Annotated in this window: 19 protein-coding genes; 12 read left to right on the top strand and 7 right to left on the bottom strand. The window is 55.8% G+C overall.

What is annotated here, in order from left to right:
- The first annotated feature begins 27 nt into the window (after positions 1–27).
- Entirely contained in the window at positions 28–582 is a 555-nt protein-coding gene (ssb1, locus tag WFK59_RS13350; protein ID WP_094122154.1) for a single-stranded DNA-binding protein SSB1, read from the top strand.
- A gap of 227 nt (positions 583–809) precedes the next feature.
- Here ssb1 and WFK59_RS13345 read toward each other — a convergent pair whose 3' ends face one another.
- Positions 810–1343, bottom strand: coding sequence for an isochorismatase family protein (locus WFK59_RS13345; RefSeq protein ID WP_233985566.1), 534 nt, complete (start codon positions 1341–1343; stop codon positions 810–812).
- Between the two features lie 121 nt (positions 1344–1464).
- Between WFK59_RS13345 and WFK59_RS13340 the strand changes: the two genes are divergently transcribed.
- Positions 1465–2292, top strand: coding sequence for an AraC family transcriptional regulator (locus WFK59_RS13340; protein ID WP_233985565.1), 828 nt, complete (start codon positions 1465–1467; stop codon positions 2290–2292).
- A gap of 75 nt (positions 2293–2367) precedes the next feature.
- Complete coding sequence (locus WFK59_RS13335; RefSeq protein WP_336755971.1) at positions 2368–3327, top strand: DMT family transporter; 960 nt, start codon at positions 2368–2370, stop codon at positions 3325–3327.
- 924 nt (positions 3328–4251) lie between these two features.
- Here WFK59_RS13335 and WFK59_RS13330 read toward each other — a convergent pair.
- Positions 4252–4647 carry a transposase gene (locus WFK59_RS13330; RefSeq protein ID WP_233985563.1) on the bottom strand — a complete coding sequence of 132 codons (396 nt, stop codon included), beginning with the start codon at positions 4645–4647 and terminating at the stop codon, positions 4252–4254.
- A 525-nt stretch (positions 4648–5172) separates the two neighbouring features.
- On the opposite strand from WFK59_RS13330, the gene WFK59_RS13325 reads away from it, so the two are divergent.
- Both WFK59_RS13325 and WFK59_RS13320 read left to right on the top strand, forming a co-directional pair.
- Positions 5173–6429, top strand: a complete 1257-nt coding sequence (locus WFK59_RS13325) for an oligosaccharide flippase family protein (protein ID WP_233985562.1) — start codon at positions 5173–5175, stop codon at positions 6427–6429.
- Between the two features lie 8 nt (positions 6430–6437).
- The gene (locus WFK59_RS13320; protein WP_031375505.1) at positions 6438–7388 is read left to right on the top strand and encodes an ATP-grasp fold amidoligase family protein; all 951 of its coding nucleotides are present in this window, start codon (positions 6438–6440) and stop codon (positions 7386–7388) included.
- A gap of 92 nt (positions 7389–7480) precedes the next feature.
- Here the strand turns inward: WFK59_RS13320 and WFK59_RS13315 are convergent, their stop codons facing one another.
- Both WFK59_RS13315 and soxS read right to left on the bottom strand, forming a co-directional pair.
- The gene (locus tag WFK59_RS13315) at positions 7481–7762 is read right to left on the bottom strand and encodes a YjcB family protein (RefSeq protein WP_046288557.1); all 282 of its coding nucleotides are present in this window, start codon (positions 7760–7762) and stop codon (positions 7481–7483) included.
- A 246-nt stretch (positions 7763–8008) separates the two neighbouring features.
- Positions 8009–8434 (bottom strand): superoxide response transcriptional regulator SoxS, encoded by a 426-nt coding sequence (gene soxS, locus WFK59_RS13310; protein WP_094122160.1) that lies wholly within the window; start codon positions 8432–8434, stop codon positions 8009–8011.
- A 100-nt stretch (positions 8435–8534) separates the two neighbouring features.
- On the opposite strand from soxS, the gene soxR reads away from it, so the two are divergent.
- The 4 genes from soxR to WFK59_RS13290 all read left to right on the top strand — a co-directional run bounded on the left by soxR (position 8535) and on the right by WFK59_RS13290 (position 13228).
- Positions 8535–9020: a redox-sensitive transcriptional activator SoxR gene (gene soxR / locus WFK59_RS13305; RefSeq protein ID WP_336755970.1), complete on the top strand. Its 486-nt coding sequence runs from the start codon at positions 8535–8537 to the stop codon at positions 9018–9020.
- 39 nt (positions 9021–9059) lie between these two features.
- Entirely contained in the window at positions 9060–9725 is a 666-nt protein-coding gene (locus tag WFK59_RS13300; protein WP_233988232.1) for a glutathione S-transferase family protein, read from the top strand.
- Positions 9726–10082: 357 nt separating this feature from the next.
- Complete coding sequence (locus WFK59_RS13295) at positions 10083–11432, top strand: NCS2 family permease (RefSeq protein WP_233985560.1); 1350 nt, start codon at positions 10083–10085, stop codon at positions 11430–11432.
- Between the two features lie 146 nt (positions 11433–11578).
- Positions 11579–13228, top strand: a complete 1650-nt coding sequence (locus WFK59_RS13290) for a Na+/H+ antiporter (protein ID WP_233985559.1) — start codon at positions 11579–11581, stop codon at positions 13226–13228.
- A gap of 44 nt (positions 13229–13272) precedes the next feature.
- On the opposite strand, the gene WFK59_RS13285 is transcribed toward WFK59_RS13290, so the two are convergent.
- Entirely contained in the window at positions 13273–14175 is a 903-nt protein-coding gene (locus WFK59_RS13285) for a LysR family transcriptional regulator (RefSeq protein ID WP_233985558.1), read from the bottom strand.
- Between the two features lie 103 nt (positions 14176–14278).
- On the opposite strand from WFK59_RS13285, the gene WFK59_RS13280 reads away from it, so the two are divergent.
- The 3 genes from WFK59_RS13280 to WFK59_RS13270 all read left to right on the top strand — a co-directional run bounded on the left by WFK59_RS13280 (position 14279) and on the right by WFK59_RS13270 (position 16079).
- Positions 14279–14704: a CidA/LrgA family protein gene (locus tag WFK59_RS13280; protein WP_233985557.1), complete on the top strand. Its 426-nt coding sequence runs from the start codon at positions 14279–14281 to the stop codon at positions 14702–14704.
- Positions 14697–15392, top strand: a complete 696-nt coding sequence (locus tag WFK59_RS13275) for an LrgB family protein (RefSeq protein WP_336755987.1) — start codon at positions 14697–14699, stop codon at positions 15390–15392. Before WFK59_RS13280 ends, WFK59_RS13275 begins: the two co-directional genes overlap by 8 nt.
- A gap of 141 nt (positions 15393–15533) precedes the next feature.
- A complete protein-coding gene (locus tag WFK59_RS13270) occupies positions 15534–16079 on the top strand; it encodes a YfaZ family outer membrane protein (protein WP_031375496.1) in 546 nt (181 codons plus the stop codon).
- Between the two features lie 73 nt (positions 16080–16152).
- Here the strand turns inward: WFK59_RS13270 and actP are convergent, their stop codons facing one another.
- Both actP and WFK59_RS13260 read right to left on the bottom strand, forming a co-directional pair.
- Positions 16153–17808: a cation/acetate symporter ActP gene (actP, locus tag WFK59_RS13265; protein WP_233985555.1), complete on the bottom strand. Its 1656-nt coding sequence runs from the start codon at positions 17806–17808 to the stop codon at positions 16153–16155.
- Positions 17805–18134: a DUF485 domain-containing protein gene (locus WFK59_RS13260; protein WP_069729448.1), complete on the bottom strand. Its 330-nt coding sequence runs from the start codon at positions 18132–18134 to the stop codon at positions 17805–17807. Before WFK59_RS13260 ends, actP begins: the two co-directional genes overlap by 4 nt.
- Between the last annotated feature and the right edge of the window lie 12 nt (positions 18135–18146).

Below are 18146 nucleotides of genomic sequence, written 5' to 3'. Positions count from 1 at the left end.
TGCATTAACTCATCGGGAGACAGCAACATGGCCAGTCGTGGCGTTAACAAAGTGATTCTTGTCGGGAATCTGGGTCAGGATCCGGAAGTACGTTATATGCCAAATGGTGGCGCTGTTGCCAACATTACGCTGGCTACGTCGGAAAGCTGGCGCGACAAGCAGACCGGTGAAAACAAAGAGATCACTGAATGGCACCGTGTGGTGTTGTTTGGCAAGCTGGCCGAAGTGGCGGGCGAGTATCTGCGTAAGGGTTCTCAGGTCTATATCGAAGGCCAGCTGCGTACCCGCAAATGGCAGGACCAGGGCGGCCAGGAACGTTACACCACGGAAGTGGTGGTCAACGTTGGCGGCACCATGCAGATGCTGGGCGGCCGTCAGCAGGGCGGTAACGCCGGTGCACCGGCAGGCGGCGCGCAGGGCGGCGGCAACAACAATGGCTGGGGTCAGCCACAGCAGCCGCAGGGCAGCAACAATCAGTTCAGCGGCGGTGCGCAGTCTCGTCCGCAGCAGCAGCCACAAAGCGCACCTGCCAGCAACAACAACGAACCGCCAATGGATTTTGACGACGATATTCCGTTCTGATCCCTGTCACCGTGTGACATCTGTTATAAACAGGCCCGGCATACCGGGCCTTTTTTATGTCCGTAACGGCTGAGACAGCAAATCCTGTCAGAACTCAGAACTCAGAACTCAGAACTCAGAACTCAGAACTCAGAACTCAGAACTCAGAACTCAGAACTCAGAACTCAGAACTCAGAACTCAGAACTCAGAACTCAGAACCCAGAGCTCAGAACTCAGCCATTACAACTCAGACGTCTGACGACCATTCGGCCAGAATTGCGTCGCAGCTCAGCACGCGCGGCACGTTGCCGGGTATCAGCAGCGATGACCACACCTCATTATGCTGGCCTATCAGCTGTTCGGCGCTCGCCCAGCGGCGGTCGGCGGTGGTATGCGCATCCGACGCCACGGTGATGCGATAGCCCGCACTGGCCCCGACTTTAATCGTGGTATCCAGGCAGTAGTCCGTGGCACAGCCGCACACTACAAATTCCTTCACCGCCAGCGTCTCAAGCAGTGCCGCCAGGCCGGTTTGCCAGAAGCTATCGCAGGCGGTTTTAGTGATAAAGCAGGCGCCGGCAGGCTGCCGGATGTCGGGCAACAGCGCAAAGGCTTCGCTGCCTTCAGGCAGGCTCTCTTCTTCGGTGTGCTGAATAAACACCGTGACGTCGGCGCGTTCAGTCAGGCGGTTTATCTGCGCCACCCGGCCTGGCCGGTCAAAACGGGGCGTAGCGAACACGCCATTTTGCATATCGATAACCAATACCACTCGCTGTGCCATGCTTTATCCTGAGGAGTGAAAAAAACAGTGTTGCCTGGCGCAGGTCGGATAGCAATGTTTTGCATTTTATCGCCCATCAGAGGCATGCTAAACCACATATTGGTGAATTGAGGAGAGTGACGTGGAGGGCGTTCCGGCTATTTTTCCCTGCGAGAAAGATCGCGCGCAGTTTCAGCAGCTGTCGGAGTTACCCGGCGTGGAACTCTATCAGGCGCACATCTCCCGCTACGCCTTTGAACCGCATACCCATGAAGCCTTTGGGATCGGCACCATTGAAGCGGGCGCTCAGCGCTTTCGCTATCGCGGCACCCAATACACCGCGCCAAAAGATTCGCTGGTAATGATGAACCCGGACGAACTGCATACCGGTGAGTCGGCCTGTACCGAAGGCTGGCGTTATCAGATGATCTATATTCAGCCGCAGTTAATGGATGAGCTGACCGGCGACCGCGGCTGGTGGTTTAATGAGGCACTGCTGACCGATCCCCGCGTGGCGCAGCCGCTGTCACAGACCCTGGCGGCGCTGTGGCAGGCGGACTCGGTGCTGGCACGTCAGGGGTTGCTGTCGGAACTGCTGTCGCAGATGCGGCCACTGGCGCGGATGTCATCGCCGGGTCCGCGACAGGCGCAGCATCGCTTTGAACCGGTGCGCGACTATCTGCGGGCAAATCTGGCGGAGCCGGTACGGCTGGAGGAGCTGGCCGCGCTGGTATCGTTATCGCCCTGGCATTTCTTACGCGCTTTCCGCCAGCACTTTCATGTGACACCTCATCAGATGCTGATGGCATTCCGGCTGTATGACGCCAAGCTACGACTGGCGCAGGGAGAGCGCGCGGCCAGCGTGGCGGCTGCGGTAGGACTCACCGATCAGGCACATCTGACCCGCGCGTTCGCCAACCGCTATGGCATTACCCCGGTGCGATATCAGAAACAGGTACAGCAGCCCTGAGAATCGCAATCTGCTACAAGCCTTTCCCGCCTCATTTCGTCACACTGCGCCAAAAAGTCATAAAGGAAAGAAATCATGCTCGCTGGCGTACTGTTTGCTGTTACCGCAGGTCTGATGTGGGGACTGATTTTTGTCGGTCCGTTGCTGGTGCCTGACTATCCCGGCGCATTGCAATCGGCTGGTCGCTATGTCGCCTTTGGCCTGATTGCGCTGCCGCTGGCCTGGCACGATCGCCACCGACTGCGGCAGCTGGCACCGGCGGCCTGGCGCGAGGCGGTAAAACTCTCGCTGGTGGGAAACCTTCTTTATTACGCCTTTCTCGCTAACGCGATCCAGCGTACCGGCGCGCCGGTCTCAACCATGATCATCGGGACGCTGCCGGTGGTGATCGCCGTCACCGCCAACCTCTGTTACGGCCATCTTGAAGGGCGGCTGCCGTGGCGGCGACTGTTTCCTGCTTTGATCATGATGGCGGCCGGGCTGCTGTGTGTGAATGCCGCAGAATTACGCAACCAGGGCGCGACGCTGGATCTCAGCCGTTACCTCACTGGTATCGGGCTGGCGATGCTGGCGGTGGTGTGCTGGACCTGGTATCCGCTGCGTAACGCGCGCTGGCTGCGCACTCATCCTGAACTCCGGCCCTCAACCTGGGCGACGGCGCAGGGGCTGGTCACGCTGCCGATGGCGTTAATTCTTTATGCGCTGGTCAGCCTTCAGCTCGCCTGGCAACAGCCCGCATTCGCGCTGCCGTTTGGGCCGCACCCTCAGGTGTTCATTCCCTTAATGCTGGCGATTGGCCTGCTCTGCTCCTGGCTGGGGACGCTGTGCTGGAATGCAGCCAGCCAGCGTTTGCCCACCGTCCTGATGGGGCCGCTGATCGTTTTTGAAATCCTCTTTGGCCTTTTATGGACTTTTCTCTGGCATCAAAGCTGGCCGCCGCTGCTCACGGTAACCGGAATTATTTTTCTGATGGCGGGCGTGCTGTGGGCGATGCGGATAAAACCGCAACCGCAGGTGGTGGCGGTGAAGACCTGATACGCACAGTGGCCTCCTTTTCCCGTTTCGCGCGGTCAGCGGTCCGCGCGGCTTTTTAAGATTAAGTCGCATCCCGATTCTGGCCCTTTTGCGCGCTTTTCCGGCGCGTAATCGATTTCATGCGCCAGCCTGACCTCGCGTTGTTCCCCTCATCCGGTTTCCCAGACGGCCAGGCCAGGCTAAAAAACAGTCTGCCAGCGAGCGAATCCGATCCTTTTGCCGGTTTAACGGCGTGACGGTGATGGAAAATCATCCATTAATCAGGCGAATTTCAGGCAATTCAGGACAATTATGCATTTAACCCTGCGCTGTAATTGCTCTCTGGCCCTGATTAATGGGGGCTAAAAACCACCATTAACTTCATTCATTGATAAAAGAGTAAGAAAATTCCGCCGCTGCGTTTTTAATTAAAGGTTAATGTTTGGCACCATTGATGCGCAATGAAGTAAGAAAAAACTGCGATGCATTACGTTAGTGATAAGGAGCAATAAACTATTTATCCTGGATTAATCCTGGTGAAAGTTTTGGCAACTTACACTCCTTGCCAATTAAAGCGTAACCGTAAAAATGACGATCAGATCCATCATTAACTTAAAGGCAGGTTGGCTATTTCTGACCGGATGTTTAAGACGGCTTAACGGAATAGTCTCTGTTTAGTTCCGATGATTAGCCGAGCTTAACCAATGAAAAGGAGATCCCAATCCCGTCGAAACGGGATTGGGAGAGGGGAAAGGGGCGTAGAATGCGAGACTTTTGCTGTTGTGAATCAATTTTACCGCAAAAAAAGAAGCTTAGCCGTGAAGCCATTCATTAGTTATAAATGGAGCGGAAAAGGGTGCCGCAATTGTCCTGTTAAATGATCTTCATCTCTTCTGGTAAGAACAAATCTCAGCGTTAAGTCTAAAAAGCGCGGTAGCATTGGGTTTAGCGATTCTCGGTGCCTGACGGATAATGATAGACACTGCGACTGATATCTAATAAACGGCAGCTGCGACGGGTGCCAATGTCGAAAGTACTCTGCAGGAAGTTGACTGCCTGACGCTTTTCATTGGTGGTAAAGAAGTTCTTCAGTACGCTTTGCAGCATCTCCTTGTCGGAGTTCAGGGTCTGCAGCTCACGGGTAAGATTCTGCAGTTTTTCCTCCAGCTCTTTGATTTTTCTGCCTTCTTCTGAAGACAGCCCAGAAAACTTCTTCTTCCAGCTGTAGAACGTAGCTTCAGAGATGCCAAGCTCTTCACAAATCTCTCTGACTTTAACGCCCGATTCAGAAGCTTTAATGGCATTTGTGATTTGATCTTCGCTGTATCGTGACTTTCTCATAAATGCTCTTACCTTTCTTATCGATTAATGGATGAGAATGACTTTAATAATTCCTGGCACTGTAAGTTTCTATTAATGCAGTATTAAAGTGCGCGTATTCAATTGCGAAGGTTAAATTAAGATATTTAGAATAAATATCATCATGGGATAAATCTTATTTTATTCCGATCAGGGGGGCGCGCCTTCCTGGAGGCGGTTTTTTGTTATAAATTCATCGCATCCCAAATACGAAAAAATTCTACGTACATTGGATATTTAGCATAACCGACTTGATTAATTCAGCGGTTATGTCTCTTGAAGATTGCACTATTTTCAGCCTGAAATCGTTTCCAGAAGAAGTGATTCGCGCCAGATATAATAAGAATTATCCTGAATTCATTCTCCGGATCATGATTTGATTCTCAATTTTCGGACCAGCTTGGTTTGAAGTCTTACATTTTCGCCAGGCCCACTGAGCGCTTATTAATTCGTTACAGGGATGTTGTACCGAAGCGGTTGTAGTTGAGTAATACTAAGGAAGAGTCGATGAAATTGAGCGTAATGTCGAATGCCGCCTGGATGATGTCTGAGAAGATCATCTCCGTGTTTGGCGTCATATTTGTGACTTCTTACGTGGCGAAATCCTTTGGCCCAACGGTGTTTGGCCAGATGGCGTTTTCAACCTCACTATTTGCGATGGTGCAAACCGTGGCAATCTTTGGCACCGAAACCATTCTGTTTAAGCGCGTCAGTAAAAATGCGTCGAAAGGCTTACGCCTGATGACCATCGCGCGCACCCTGCGGATGGTGTTATTGCTGCTCACCTCGGTGCCAGTCTTAATCTGGGTCTGGTACAACATGCAGGAAAATTTCCTGGCATTTGCACTGGCCTCATTTGTTGCCTCGGTTTTTGTCACCCAGGATACGTTCAGCGTTTATAACAATGCGCGTCTCGCTTCTCGGCTGAACACCATCGCCAATGCGGTCGGTATGCTGCTGAGTTTCGCGATTAGCTTCACCATCGCCTGGCTGCGCCTCAATCCGCTGTGGCTGACGCTGTCGATTGTGGCGGTGACGCTGGTGCCTTACCTGATCAAACGTCACAACTTTTATCAGGAACATCAGGATCAGATGCCGCCGCGTGAAAAGCGCACGGCTTATCTGCGTTACCTGATGTATGCCGGTCTGCCGCTGGCGATCTCCAGCATCTTTATTTCTGTGCAGGTCAAAGCGGCGCAGATGTTTCTGGCGGGCACCGCGCCGGCGCGGGATCTCGGGCTGTTTGCCGCCGCCAATACCATTTCTGCCTCCTGGATTTTTATCCCGGTGGCGCTGATCACCTCCTGCTTCACTGAAATCTTCAGAGAGCGTGGCGAGGTCGCCATCCGGCTGGCTGCCCGGCTCAATGGTTATGTGATGGGTGTTTCATTGCTGATGCTGCTGGTCATCTCGATGTATGGCGAGCAGATCATTATCGCGTTGTACGGTCCGGAATACACACAGTCAGGAAGTCTCATTACGTTGCTGTCGATAGCGACCAGCTTTTCGGCAATGGGGACAGTAGCTTATCGCTACATGGTCAAGGAAGGAGGGTTTAACTACCTGCTGAAGAAAATCATTTGTCTGATGGTCATCAGTTTGCCGCTCTCATGGTGGTTGATCCAGGGCCACGGCATCATGGGAGCCGCATGGAGCGTGTTCCTTTCCGAGCTTTTGTCCCTGACCGTAATGAATTACTTCTTTAAAAACGGCGTCATTCAAAAGATTCAGGTTTCCTCACTCAACTACAAAACCTACAAATGAGGTCAGATATGCTCAAGTTGAAAGAAGAACTCAGAAGAAGTGTGCAGTACTTTATTAAGAAGATGCCCTGGGCGTACCAGGACCGCATCTACTACTTCCACAAGTTCAGAAAGCTGCCCAATCTGCGTCAGCCAAAAGTGTTCAACGAAAAGGTGCTGTACCGTAAATTTGTCTATGGCGATTACCAGAACTACGGTCGTCTGTCGGACAAATATTCGGTACGCGAATTCATTGCTGAAAAAATCGGTAATGAGTACCTGATTCCGCTGGTACACGAAACCACTGACCCGACCACGCTGAACAGCTTACCGTGCTGGAAAGGGACGGTGATCAAGCCGAACCACGCCTCCAACATGGTGGAGATTCTGCTGGAAGAGCCAGACGCGCTGCGCAAACAGCAGATTATTCATGACTGCTATCGCTGGCTGAAAACCGATTTCGCTAACGAAGCGCGTGAGATCCACTATCGCTACATCAAGCCGCGCATTCTGGTTGAGAAGTACATTGGTGATGGCAAAAGCGCGCCGATTGATTACAAGTTTCATATGTTCAACAAGCGTGATGGCAAGTTCGAATATGTGTTGCAGGTGATCTACAACCGCTGCCAGCCGCTGCTGTCGATGAATTTCTATGTGAATAACCTCAACGAGGCGTTTCATAAGATTCGCGATACCGGTCTGGATGTCTCACCGATTCTGCCGTCACTGCAACATGCGCTCGATCTGAGCAAAAAGCTGGCCAGTGACTTCGACTACGTGCGGGTCGATTGGTATATCCATGAAGAACAGATCTATTTCGGTGAACTCACTTTCACGCCGGGTGCAGGCCTGGTGACCGGATTGGATCGGGGTTTAAACCAGATGATGGGAGATATGTGGATTCAGGACCGCCGCGGAACGCAGAGACCGGGCGTCACAGTGCAGGATGTTAATATCCCTGCCATGTTGAAGAAAGTTTAAGCACACACAGCAATGTAAAAAACCCCGCTTAGCGGGGTTTTTTATTGGGAAAAATCAGCACATTAAACGCGCATCATGACGCGCGCCCTCCATCAGGGCATCGGCCACTCAGCGGGCGCCTGACTCATTACGTCGATAAAGGCGTGCTTAGAGATTTCCATAAAGTTGTGCACGTTTTCCATGCTCAGGGTTATTCCCATCAGACCGGTAACAAACCAGCAGGTCATGCCCAAACCAATGCCGCCACACATGAATGCCATCACATGATGACTATCCTGACGCAGTTTGGTTTTCAGGGTGCTGGCGAAAAACATCATTACGGCGCTCAACAATTCCCAACGCATAACAAGAAGACTGGTGGTTAACGTAGCCATCGGCCGGACCTCAATATCAGTAAGTATTCCTGACAATCTGCGGACATCACCGGCGGCGGAAAAGCGTGTCAGGAAGTGCTTTAGCGCCGTCAACCCAGGTTCATAGTGTGACTTGGGTCACATTATATCACCCGATTTGAAATTTTGAACAAAATTTGACACTGGTATGGCAGGAAAGTGTTGCAGATTTGAACAGCAGGGGAAGCAGAGGCGGTCAGGCGCGCCCGATGACGGGCGGCCTGGGCATTAGCGGACCGGGCAGCACTCGCCGGTGGTACGTTGGGTAAAGCTGGCCATGCTTTCTTTGCAGTCAAAGCTCAGCAGACGAGGGCGCTGAATCGCCTGACGACGCATGGTATGGCGATAGGCGGTAGGGGTTTGCGAAAACTGGCGGCGAAACACCCGCGAAAAGGTCTGCTGCGAGTCATAACCATACTGCATGGCAATATCAAAGACCGGACGCTGAGTCTGAGAGAGCGCCTCGGCAGCCAGCGTCAGGCGGCGTTCACGAATATAGCCACCCAGCGTCTGTTTCGTCACGGTACGGAACATACGCTGCAGGTGCCATTTCGAATAGCCCGATTTTGCAGCCACTTCATCAATGGACAGACTTTTGTCCAGATTCTGGTCAATCCAGTGCGTCAGGGAATGAATGATCTCTTCTTGCATCATGGCCTCATCCTTCTGGTGCTTAATTAGCGATAATGGGAGTTTAGTCGTTTTGATGGGATGCGAGTATAATTCCTCAAGTTAACTTGAGGTAAAGAGCCAGATGAAAAAAGATCGCAACTACCCCAAACCGGTATTAACGCCGGGCGAAGTGGCGCGCCGCAGCGGTGTCGCGGTGTCTGCGCTGCATTTTTATGAAACCAAAGGGCTGATTTTCAGCACCCGCAACGGCGGCAATCAGCGACGCTACAGCCGTGACGTGCTGCGCCGCGTCGCCATCATCAAGATCGCACAACGCATTGGCATTCCACTGGCGACGGTCAGCGACAGCCTGGAGCATATTCCGGCCAATAAGCGGATGTCGGCTCCGGAGTGGGATGCACTGACCCAGCACTGGCGTGAGGAGCTGGACAAGCGCATCGAAACCCTGACCCGACTGCGTAACGATCTGGATGGCTGCATCGGCTGTGGCTGTCTGTCGATGCGTGATTGTCCGCTGCGCAATCCCGGCGACCGGCTCGGTCAGCAAGGATCGGGTGCGGTGCTGCTCGACCCAGAACAGGACGATAAACATCCGGACGTCGGGTGAGGTCTATACTGGTGGAAGGTCAACACACAGGGAATCATGATGATCACCGTTCACCATCTTGAGCAATCGCGCTCGCATCGGGTGCTGTGGCTGCTGGAAGAGCTGGAAGTGCCGTACCAGATCAAACGTTATCAACGCGAGCCCACCATGCTGGCGCCCGAGGCGCTGAAAAAAGTGCATCCGCTGGGTAAATCACCGGTGATTACCGATGAAAACCGGGTGGTGGCCGAATCGGGCGCCATCCTGGAGTACCTGGAGGAGAAATACGATCACGAATTTCGGCTGAAGCTCAGTGATGAAGAGGCGCGGCTGCAGTCGCGTTACTGGCTGCACTATGCCGAGGGATCGCTGATGCCGCTGCTGGTGATGAAGCTGATCTTCGGACAGATGGGGAAAGCGCCGGTGCCGTGGCTGCTGCGTCCGGTGGGCGCCGCGTTTGGCAAAGGGGTACAGAAAGCCTGGCTGGACAAGCAGCTGCAACCGCATAAGAAGATGATTGAACAGCATCTGGCAGCCAATCCGTGGTTTGCCGGGCAGCGTTTCAGCATTGCCGATATACAGATGAGCTTCCCGCTGCTGGCGCTGGCGCAACGCGCCGGGCTGGAGCAGATGCCCGCCAGTGAGAAATGGCTGCAAACCGTCCAGCAGCGCGCCGCCTGGCAGCGGGCTATCGATCAGGGCGGTGAGCTTTCCCTGCCAGGTTAATCCTCTTTGCTGGCGCACCGTTTTTTCGCCCGGTGACGCCAGCCTCTCCGCAGTAAAAAAGGCCTGTAACTTCAAGGTGTCAGCCGCGCGCGGCAGCCTTTGTCCTGCCAGGCTGTAGGGCTGTTACCTGATCTTTGTGCTGAATAATGTCTTCCAGCCAGTTGAAAATGTGCCGCTAAACGCCGGATAATCGTTTGCCTTTTTATCTGGCGGTCCTTTGACTGCCAACTATCTGCGGCAAGGTAAACGTTTGCCTGACGGGTTTATTCCGTCAGCGCGCCCGGATTACCCGCTTATTTCAGGGACAGCGACGGTCGCAGAGCGATCCACACAACAAAAAATCTTTGAGGCTCAACTATGTCAATTGAATCACGCCCGGCCAGTGGAAAACTGGACGCCTGGTTCGCGATCTCGGCGCGCGGCAGCAGCGTGCGCCAGGAAATTCTGGCCGGACTGACCACCTTTCTGGCGATGGTCTATTCGGTGATTGTGGTGCCGGGGATGCTCGGTAAAGCCGGTTTCCCCCCAACGGCAGTCTTTGTCGCGACCTGTCTGGTCGCCAGCTTCGGCTCAATCCTGATGGGGCTGTGGGCCAATCTGCCGATGGCGATTGGCTGTGCCATCTCGCTGACTGCCTTTACCGCTTTCAGCCTGGTGCTGGGCCAGCACATCAGCGTACCGGTCGCGCTTGGCGCGGTATTCCTGATGGGGCTGCTGTTTACCCTGATTTCGGTCACCGGCATCCGTGCGTGGATCCTGCGTAACCTGCCGATGGGCGTGGCGCACGGTACCGGCGTCGGGATTGGCCTGTTTCTGCTGCTGATTGCGGCGGATGGCGTCGGGCTGGTGATAAAAAATCCGGCACCTGGCTTGCCGGTGGCGCTGGGCCAGTTCGCCACGTTTCCGGTGATCATGTCACTGCTTGGGCTGGCGGCGATTTTTGGCCTGGAAAAACGGCGGGTGCCGGGCGGCATTCTGATGACCATTATCGCCATTTCGCTGCTCGGACTGATCTTTGACCCGACGGTGAGCTACAAAGGGTTATTTGCGCTGCCCAGCCTGCGTGACGCCAGCGGTCAGTCGCTGGTGTTCAGTCTGGACATCATGGGGGCGTTGCAGCCGGTGGTGCTGCCAAGCGTGCTGGCGCTGGTGATGACCGCCGTGTTTGACGCCACCGGCACCATTCGCGCGGTCGCGGGCCAGGCTAACCTGCTGGATAAGCAGGGACAGATAATCAATGGCGGCCGCGCATTGACGACCGATTCGGTCAGCAGCCTGTTTGCCGGCCTGGTCGGTGCCTCACCTGCGGCGGTCTATATCGAATCGGCAGCCGGAACAGCGGCGGGCGGCAAAACCGGCCTGACCGCTATCGTGGTTGGCCTGCTGTTCCTGGTGATTCTGTTTATGTCGCCGCTGGCCTGGCTGGTTCCGGCCTACGCTACCGCGCCGGCGCTGATGTATGTCGGCCTGCTGATGCTGAGTAACGTGGCGAAAATCGACTTCAATGATTTTGTCGATGCGATGTCTGGCCTGTTAACCGCGGTGATTATCGTGCTGACCTGCAACATCGTTACCGGCATTATGATCGGTTTTGCCTCGCTGGTGGTGGGCCGTATTTTTGCCGGCGAGTGGCGCAAGCTGAATGTCGGCACGGTGGTGATTGCCGTCGCGTTAGTGGCATTTTACGCCGGAGGCTGGGCGATCTGACTGTTCAACCGGACGTGCAGGCGTGCGTCCGGTATTTTTCACTTTTTTCCCGCCCGCCGCACGCGTAGCTGACCCTTCAGAGTTCGGTTTGTTTTACACTTTAGCGCTCAAACAATGATTGAAAGATAACGACGCCTAAGGAAAGCATGGAAATCTTTTTTACTATTCTCATCATGACGCTGGTCGTGTCGCTCTCTGGCGTCGCGGCTCGCATTCTGCCTTTTCAGATCCCGTTGCCGCTGGTACAGATCGCCGCTGGCGCGCTGATGGCCTGGCCCAACTTTGGTCTGCATGTTGATTTTGACCCGGAACTGTTTCTGGTGCTGTTTATCCCGCCGCTGCTGTTTGCCGACGGCTGGAAAACGCCCATCAGCGAGTTCCTGCATCATGGCCGGGAGATTATTGGCTTAGCGCTGGTGCTGGTATTGATCACCGTGGTCGGGATTGGCTATCTGATCTACTGGATGGTGCCGGGCATTCCGCTGATTCCGGCCTTTGCGCTGGCGGCGGTGCTGTCACCGACCGATGCCGTGGCGCTCTCCGGGATTGTCGGCGAAGGCCGCATTCCGAAAAAAATCATGTCGATCGTGCAGGGCGAGGCCCTGATGAACGACGCATCTGGCCTGGTGTCGCTGAAGTTTGCCGTCGCGGTCGCGATGGGCACCATGGTGTTCACCTGGGGCGGAGCCAGCGTCGAATTTCTGAAAGTCGCGATTGGCGGTCTGATCGCCGGTGTGGCGGTCTGCTGGCTCTACGGCAAATCACTGCGCATCCTCAGCCGCTGGAGCGGTGACGATCCGGCCACCCAGACCGTGCTGCTGCTGTTACTGCCGTTCGCCTCTTATCTGATTGCTGAACACCTCGGCGTGTCGGGTATCCTGGCTGCGGTCGCAGCGGGCATGACCATCACCCGTTCCGGCATTATTCGTCAGGCACCGCTGGCGATGCGTCTGCGCGCCAACAGCGTCTGGCAGATGCTGGAATTCGTGTTCAACGGCATGGTGTTCCTGATGCTGGGCCTGCAGCTGCCAGATATCCTGCAAACCTCGGTGGACCAGGCGAATGCCGATCCTAACGTCGAGCTGTGGATGCTGTTCGCCGACATCGGTCTGGTCTATCTGGCGCTGATGCTGGTGCGTTTTGGCTGGCTGTATATCATGCAGCGCTTCAGCAAACGTCTGCTGAAGAAAAAGCCACTGGAGTTCTCCAACTACTCGCTGCGTGAACTGCTGATCGCCTCGTTTGCCGGGGTCCGCGGGGCAATTACGCTTGCTGGTGTGCTGTCGATTCCGCTGTTCCTCAGCAATGGCGACCCTTTCCCGGCACGCTATGAGCTGGTCTTTATCGCCACCGGGGTGATTCTGTTCTCGCTGCTGGTCGGCGTGGTGATCCTGCCGATTCTGCTGCGCGGCATCGATACCATCGATAAAGGCGCACAGCGCCGCGAGCTGCAAAATGCCCGTGCGGTGATGGCCAGCGTGGCGATTGAGAGCCTGCATAAGATGGAAGCGCGACTGGAGAATGAGTCGGATCAGAATATCGACCCGGAACTGCTGAAAGAGGTGAGCCTGCGGGTGATTGGCAACTTACGCCGCCGCGCCGAAGGCAAGAACGACCTTGAACATGCGCTGTTCGCGGAAAACCTGGAGCGCCGCTTCCGCCTGACCGGCCTGCGTGCCGAACGGGCCGAGGTCTATCACCTGCGCGCCACTCAGCAGATCTCCAACGAGACGATGCAGAAGTTACTGCACGATCTCGACCTGCTTGAAGCGTTACTGATCGAAAAAGAAGAGTAATACCCGGCCGGCACGCTGCGCAGCCGTTGCAGCGTGCCGCTGGCTCACACCGACAGGCGCGGTACCCGATCGGGCCAGTGTTCGCGGCAGCAGTCAATCCACGCCTGAGCACTACGCGACAGATAATTCCCTTCACGCCAGATCAATCCCAGGCTCCACTTCAGCTCCGACTCCAGCGGCAGCCACAGCAGCGACTGCTTATCGAGACGCTGACAGATCGGCTCCGGCAGAATCGCCAGCCCCATTTCCGCCTGTACCATTGCCGCCAGAAAATCCCACTGACCGCTGCGCACCGCCACCGTTGGCGTCAGATTCTGTCGCTGGAACGCCTGCATCAGCTGACGATTGAGCGAAAACTCCTCATTGAATATCAGCAACGGATGCTGCGCCAGTTCGGCCAGCCCTATCTGGCTGCGGCTCAGCCATTCCGGCCGACGCGGCAGCAGCACGCAGAGCGGATGATGCATCAGTGGCAGAGTGTTGAGCGGCAGGTCGGCATCGACCGGCAGCGCCGTCAGGGCGATATCGAGGCTGCCGGCCAGCACCGCCTGTTGCACCGTCAGACCGCCAAACTCAGAGATTTTCAGCTTCACGCCGGGATAACGACGACGAAAGGCGGAGATCGATCCGGCAATCTGCATCCCGACCATCGGCGGAATACCGAGCCGCAGTTCACCGGTCTTTAGCTGGTTAATGTCGCCAATCTCCGCTTCCAGTTGATGAAACTCCTGCAGAATCGCCACGCCACGCTGATAGACCGCCTGACCACTGTCGGTCAGGTGCAGGCGACGACCATCACGCAGAATCAGGGTACAGCCCAACTCCTCCTCCAGCTGGCGCAGCATTTTGCTGATGGTCGGCTGGGTGACGAACAGTTTTTGCGCGGCGCGGGTGAAACTCTGCTGGCGGACCACCTCGGTAAAGTAACGCAGGGCACGAACGTCCATAACTATTCCTTTCAGGCATGATTTCAATAATATTAATTCATTTTTTTCACTCTCTGTCGGCGATTTATACTGTTCCCCTGAATTTAATCGGGGAGAAAAGGTGATGGCACTCGCGCTCAGTTCACACAGGCCTGGCCGGTTGCAGTGGCTCAGCCTGCCGTTACAGCTGGGGTTGTATATCGGTGTGTTTGTTGCCTGTCAGCAACTGGTCAACTGGCTGCATCTGCCGTTGCCCGCCAATATTGTCGGTATGCTGCTGATGCTGGCGTTAATCGTCACGCGGGTGCTGCCGCTGAGCTGGGTTAAAGCGGGCTCCCGCTGGCTGCTGGCGGAGATGCTGCTGTTCTTTATTCCGGCGGTGGTGGCGGTGGTGAACTACGGTGATCTGCTGCGGGTTGATGGCTGGCGCATCTGCGTGGTGATTGGCGTCAGTACGCTGCTGGTGCTGGCCTCGACCGCGCTGGTGGTCGATCGGCTTTACCGTTACGAAGTCGCGCGTGCCGCGCGTAAGCAGGGCAATGATGCGTGATCTGATGGTCAGCCTGCTGTGCGTGGCGGTCACGCTGCTGGTTTATGCGCTGAATAAACGGCTTTATCGCCGCTGGCGCACGCTGCTGTTGATGCCGCTGGTGATGACGCCCGTGGTGCTGGTGGCGCTGCTGCTGCTGACCCACATCAGCTGGCAGGATTATATTGCCGAAAACCACTGGCTGCTGTGGCTGCTGGGACCGGCAACGCTGGCGTTTGCGGTACCGGTATATGAGAACGTGGCCATCATCAAACGCCACTGGCTATCGCTCAGCGCGGGCGTGTTAACTGCTACTCTGGTCGCCGTCTGCAGTTCCGTCTGGCTGGCGCGTCTGTTAACGCTGCCGGAGTCGATTCAGCGCAGCCTGGCGGTGCGCTCCATCACCACGCCGTTTGCGCTGGCGGCGGCGGGGCCGATTGGCGGTCAGCCGGATCTGGTGGCGCTGTTTGTGGTCATCACCGGGGTGTTTGGCATGGCGGTAGGTGATGTGCTGTTTCTGCGGATCGCGATTAAGCAGGGCGTGGCAAAAGGCGCGGGATTCGGCGCAGCCTCGCACGGTGCCGGTACGGCTCGCGCCTATCAGCTCGGTCAGCAGGAGGGCGTGGTCGCCAGTCTGGTGATGATGCTGTCCGGCGTGGTTACCGTGGTGCTGGCGCCGCTGATCGGCCGCCTGATGTGGGCGATATAGTCCAGACTGCGTTACGCAGGCGACGGCGGGCGACCTGAATGAGACACGTATTTTTACGTAAAGTTTTCCAGATTTTGTTGTTTCCCGATTTCAGGCTGTTAACCTTGCCGCCGAATTAATTGTCCTTCATGGAGTGGAATCATGTTTAAGCAACTTGTTACCGGGAGCGCACTTGGCCTCGTTTTACTGAGCGGTGCAGCACAGGCTATCGAAGGCAGTGTTGACGTCAGCGAGCACAACACCAACCTGAATGTAGGTCTTGGCACCACCACACCCGGCCTGTTTCTGAAAGGCAACTGGCTGCGCAGCGACCATGACGGCAGCACCTACGGTGCCGGTCTGGGTTACAACGTTGATTTCGGACCTCTGCGTCTGGCGCCGACCGCAAAAGCGATCTTCACCCATCCTGAAGATGGAAAAGATGGATTTGCGGTGGCGCTGGGTGGCGCAGCGCAATACAACTTCAACAGCATGTGGGGTCTGTATGGCGAATATTACTATGCGCCAGAATCGTTTACCGATCAGCTCGACAGCTACCAGGAAGCGGGCGGTGGCCTGAGCTTCACCCCGATTTCACTGCTTAACCTGCGCGTCGGTTATCAGTACATCGAACTGAACAACAAAGATGGCCGTAAAGATAACGTACTGGTCGACGGTCCGTACGTCGGCGCTTCGCTGCGTTTCTGATTCTGCCGATCAAGAGAAAAGGGCGGCACCCTGAGGGGTGCCGCCCTTTTTTTATCTCTCGCTTAACCGGAACCTAGTGCGCTCTGCCCTGATCGATACCGGAGCCGGTCTGCGAACGGATAAACTGCATCCGGAAGCGTGAACGCTCCTCGGCTCCCTGCTGCGAGTGATCGGTGACCGAGAACAGCCAGGTGCCGATAAAAGCAATCGCCATCGAGAACAGCGCCGGATACTCATACGGATAGATCGGCTTAGCATGACCCAGCACCTGCACCCAGACGGTCGGGCCGAGGATCATCAGCACCACGGCGGTAATCAGCCCCAGCCAGCCACCGACCATCGCGCCGCGCGTGGTCAGTTTTGACCAGTACATCGACAGCAGAATAATCGGGAAGTTACAGCTGGCGGCAATTGAGAAGGCCAGGCCTACCATGAACGCGATGTTCTGCTTCTCAAACAGGATACCCAGCGCAATCGCCACAATCCCCAATACCAGCACGGTGATCTTAGAGACCCGCAGCTCATCACGTTCGCTCGCCTGGCCTTTACGGTAGACGCTGGCGTAGAGGTCGTGCGAAACCGCCGAGGCACCGGCCAGGGTTAAGCCCGCGACCACCGCCAGAATGGTGGCGAAAGCTACTGCCGAGATAAAGCCGAGGAAGGTACTGCCGCCCACCGCGTTGGCCAGATGCACCGCCGCCATATTGGTGCCGCCAATCAGCGCGCCGCTGGCATCTTTAAACGCCGGATTGGCACCGACCAGCAGGATCGCGCCAAAGCCGATAATAAAGGTCAGGAAGTAGAAATAGCCCATAAAGCCGGTGGCCCAGAAAACGCTTTTACGCGCCTCTTTGGCATCGGCGACGGTAAAGAAGCGCATCAGGATATGCGGCAGGCCGGCGGTACCAAACATCAATCCCAGCCCCAGCGACAGCGCCGAGATGGGATCTTTCACCAGCCCGCCCGGCTGCATAATCGCGATGCCTTTCGGGTGGACCGCCATCGCTTCGGTAAACAGCGTATTGAAGCTGAAGCCGGTGGTTTTCATCACCATCACCGCCATAAAGGTGGCACCAAACAGCAGCAGCACCGCCTTGATAATCTGCACCCAGGTGGTCGCCAGCATGCCGCCAAACAGCACATACATCACCATCAGAATGCCGACCAGCACCACCGCCACATGGTAATTGAGGCCAAACAGCAGCTGAATCAGTTTACCGGCACCGACCATCTGGGCGATCAGATAGAGCGCCACCACCACCAGCGAACCACAGGCGGACAGGGTACGGATCGGTTTCTGCTTCAGGCGATATGAGGCCACGTCGGCGAAGGTGTAGCGCCCAAGGTTACGCAGCCGTTCGGCGATCAGGAACAGAATCATCGGCCAGCCGACTAAAAAGCCGAGCGAGTAGATCAGGCCGTCATAACCGGAGGTATAGACCAGCGCCGAAATACCGAGAAACGAGGCGGCAGACATAAAGTCGCCTGCCATCGCCAGGCCATTCTGAAAGCCGGTAATGTTGCCGCCAGCGGTGTAATAGTCGCTACGCGAACGGGTGCGCTTTGACGCCCAGTAAGTAATGCCCAGCGTGGCACCCACGAAAATCACAAACATGATGATCGCCTGGTAGTTGACCGCCTGACGCTGCACCGCGCCGGTAATCGCATCGGCGGCCAGCGCCGAAAACGGCAGCAGCGCCGCCAGCATCCATAAGCAGAGACGTATCATGATTTCACCTCGCTCAGGATCGCTTTGGTCAGGCGATCAAACTCGCCGTTGGCGCGCCAGACGTAAATGCCGGTCAGCACAAATGACATCACAATCAGTCCGACGCCAATAGGAATACCGCGGGTAACGTTGGTGCCGGGATGGAGCGGCGTGCCGAGCCAGCCCGGCGCGAAGGCGATCAGCAGGATAAACCCGACATAGAGCACCAGCATGATCAGCGACAGCAGCGTGGCAAACGCCTGGCGCTTACGAACTAACTCATGAAAGCGGGGATTACGTTCAATCTGTTGGTAGATTGCATCCTGTTTCGAAAGGGCGTCATTCATCACATTTTCTCC

Origin of the sequence: Pantoea sp. USHLN298 (assembly GCF_037149395.1) — a bacterium.
In the GTDB taxonomy this organism is placed as follows: domain Bacteria; phylum Pseudomonadota; class Gammaproteobacteria; order Enterobacterales; family Enterobacteriaceae; genus Pantoea; species Pantoea astica.
The sequence above is the reverse complement of the archived record's forward strand: the minus strand, read 5'-3'. Positions and strand labels throughout refer to the sequence as shown.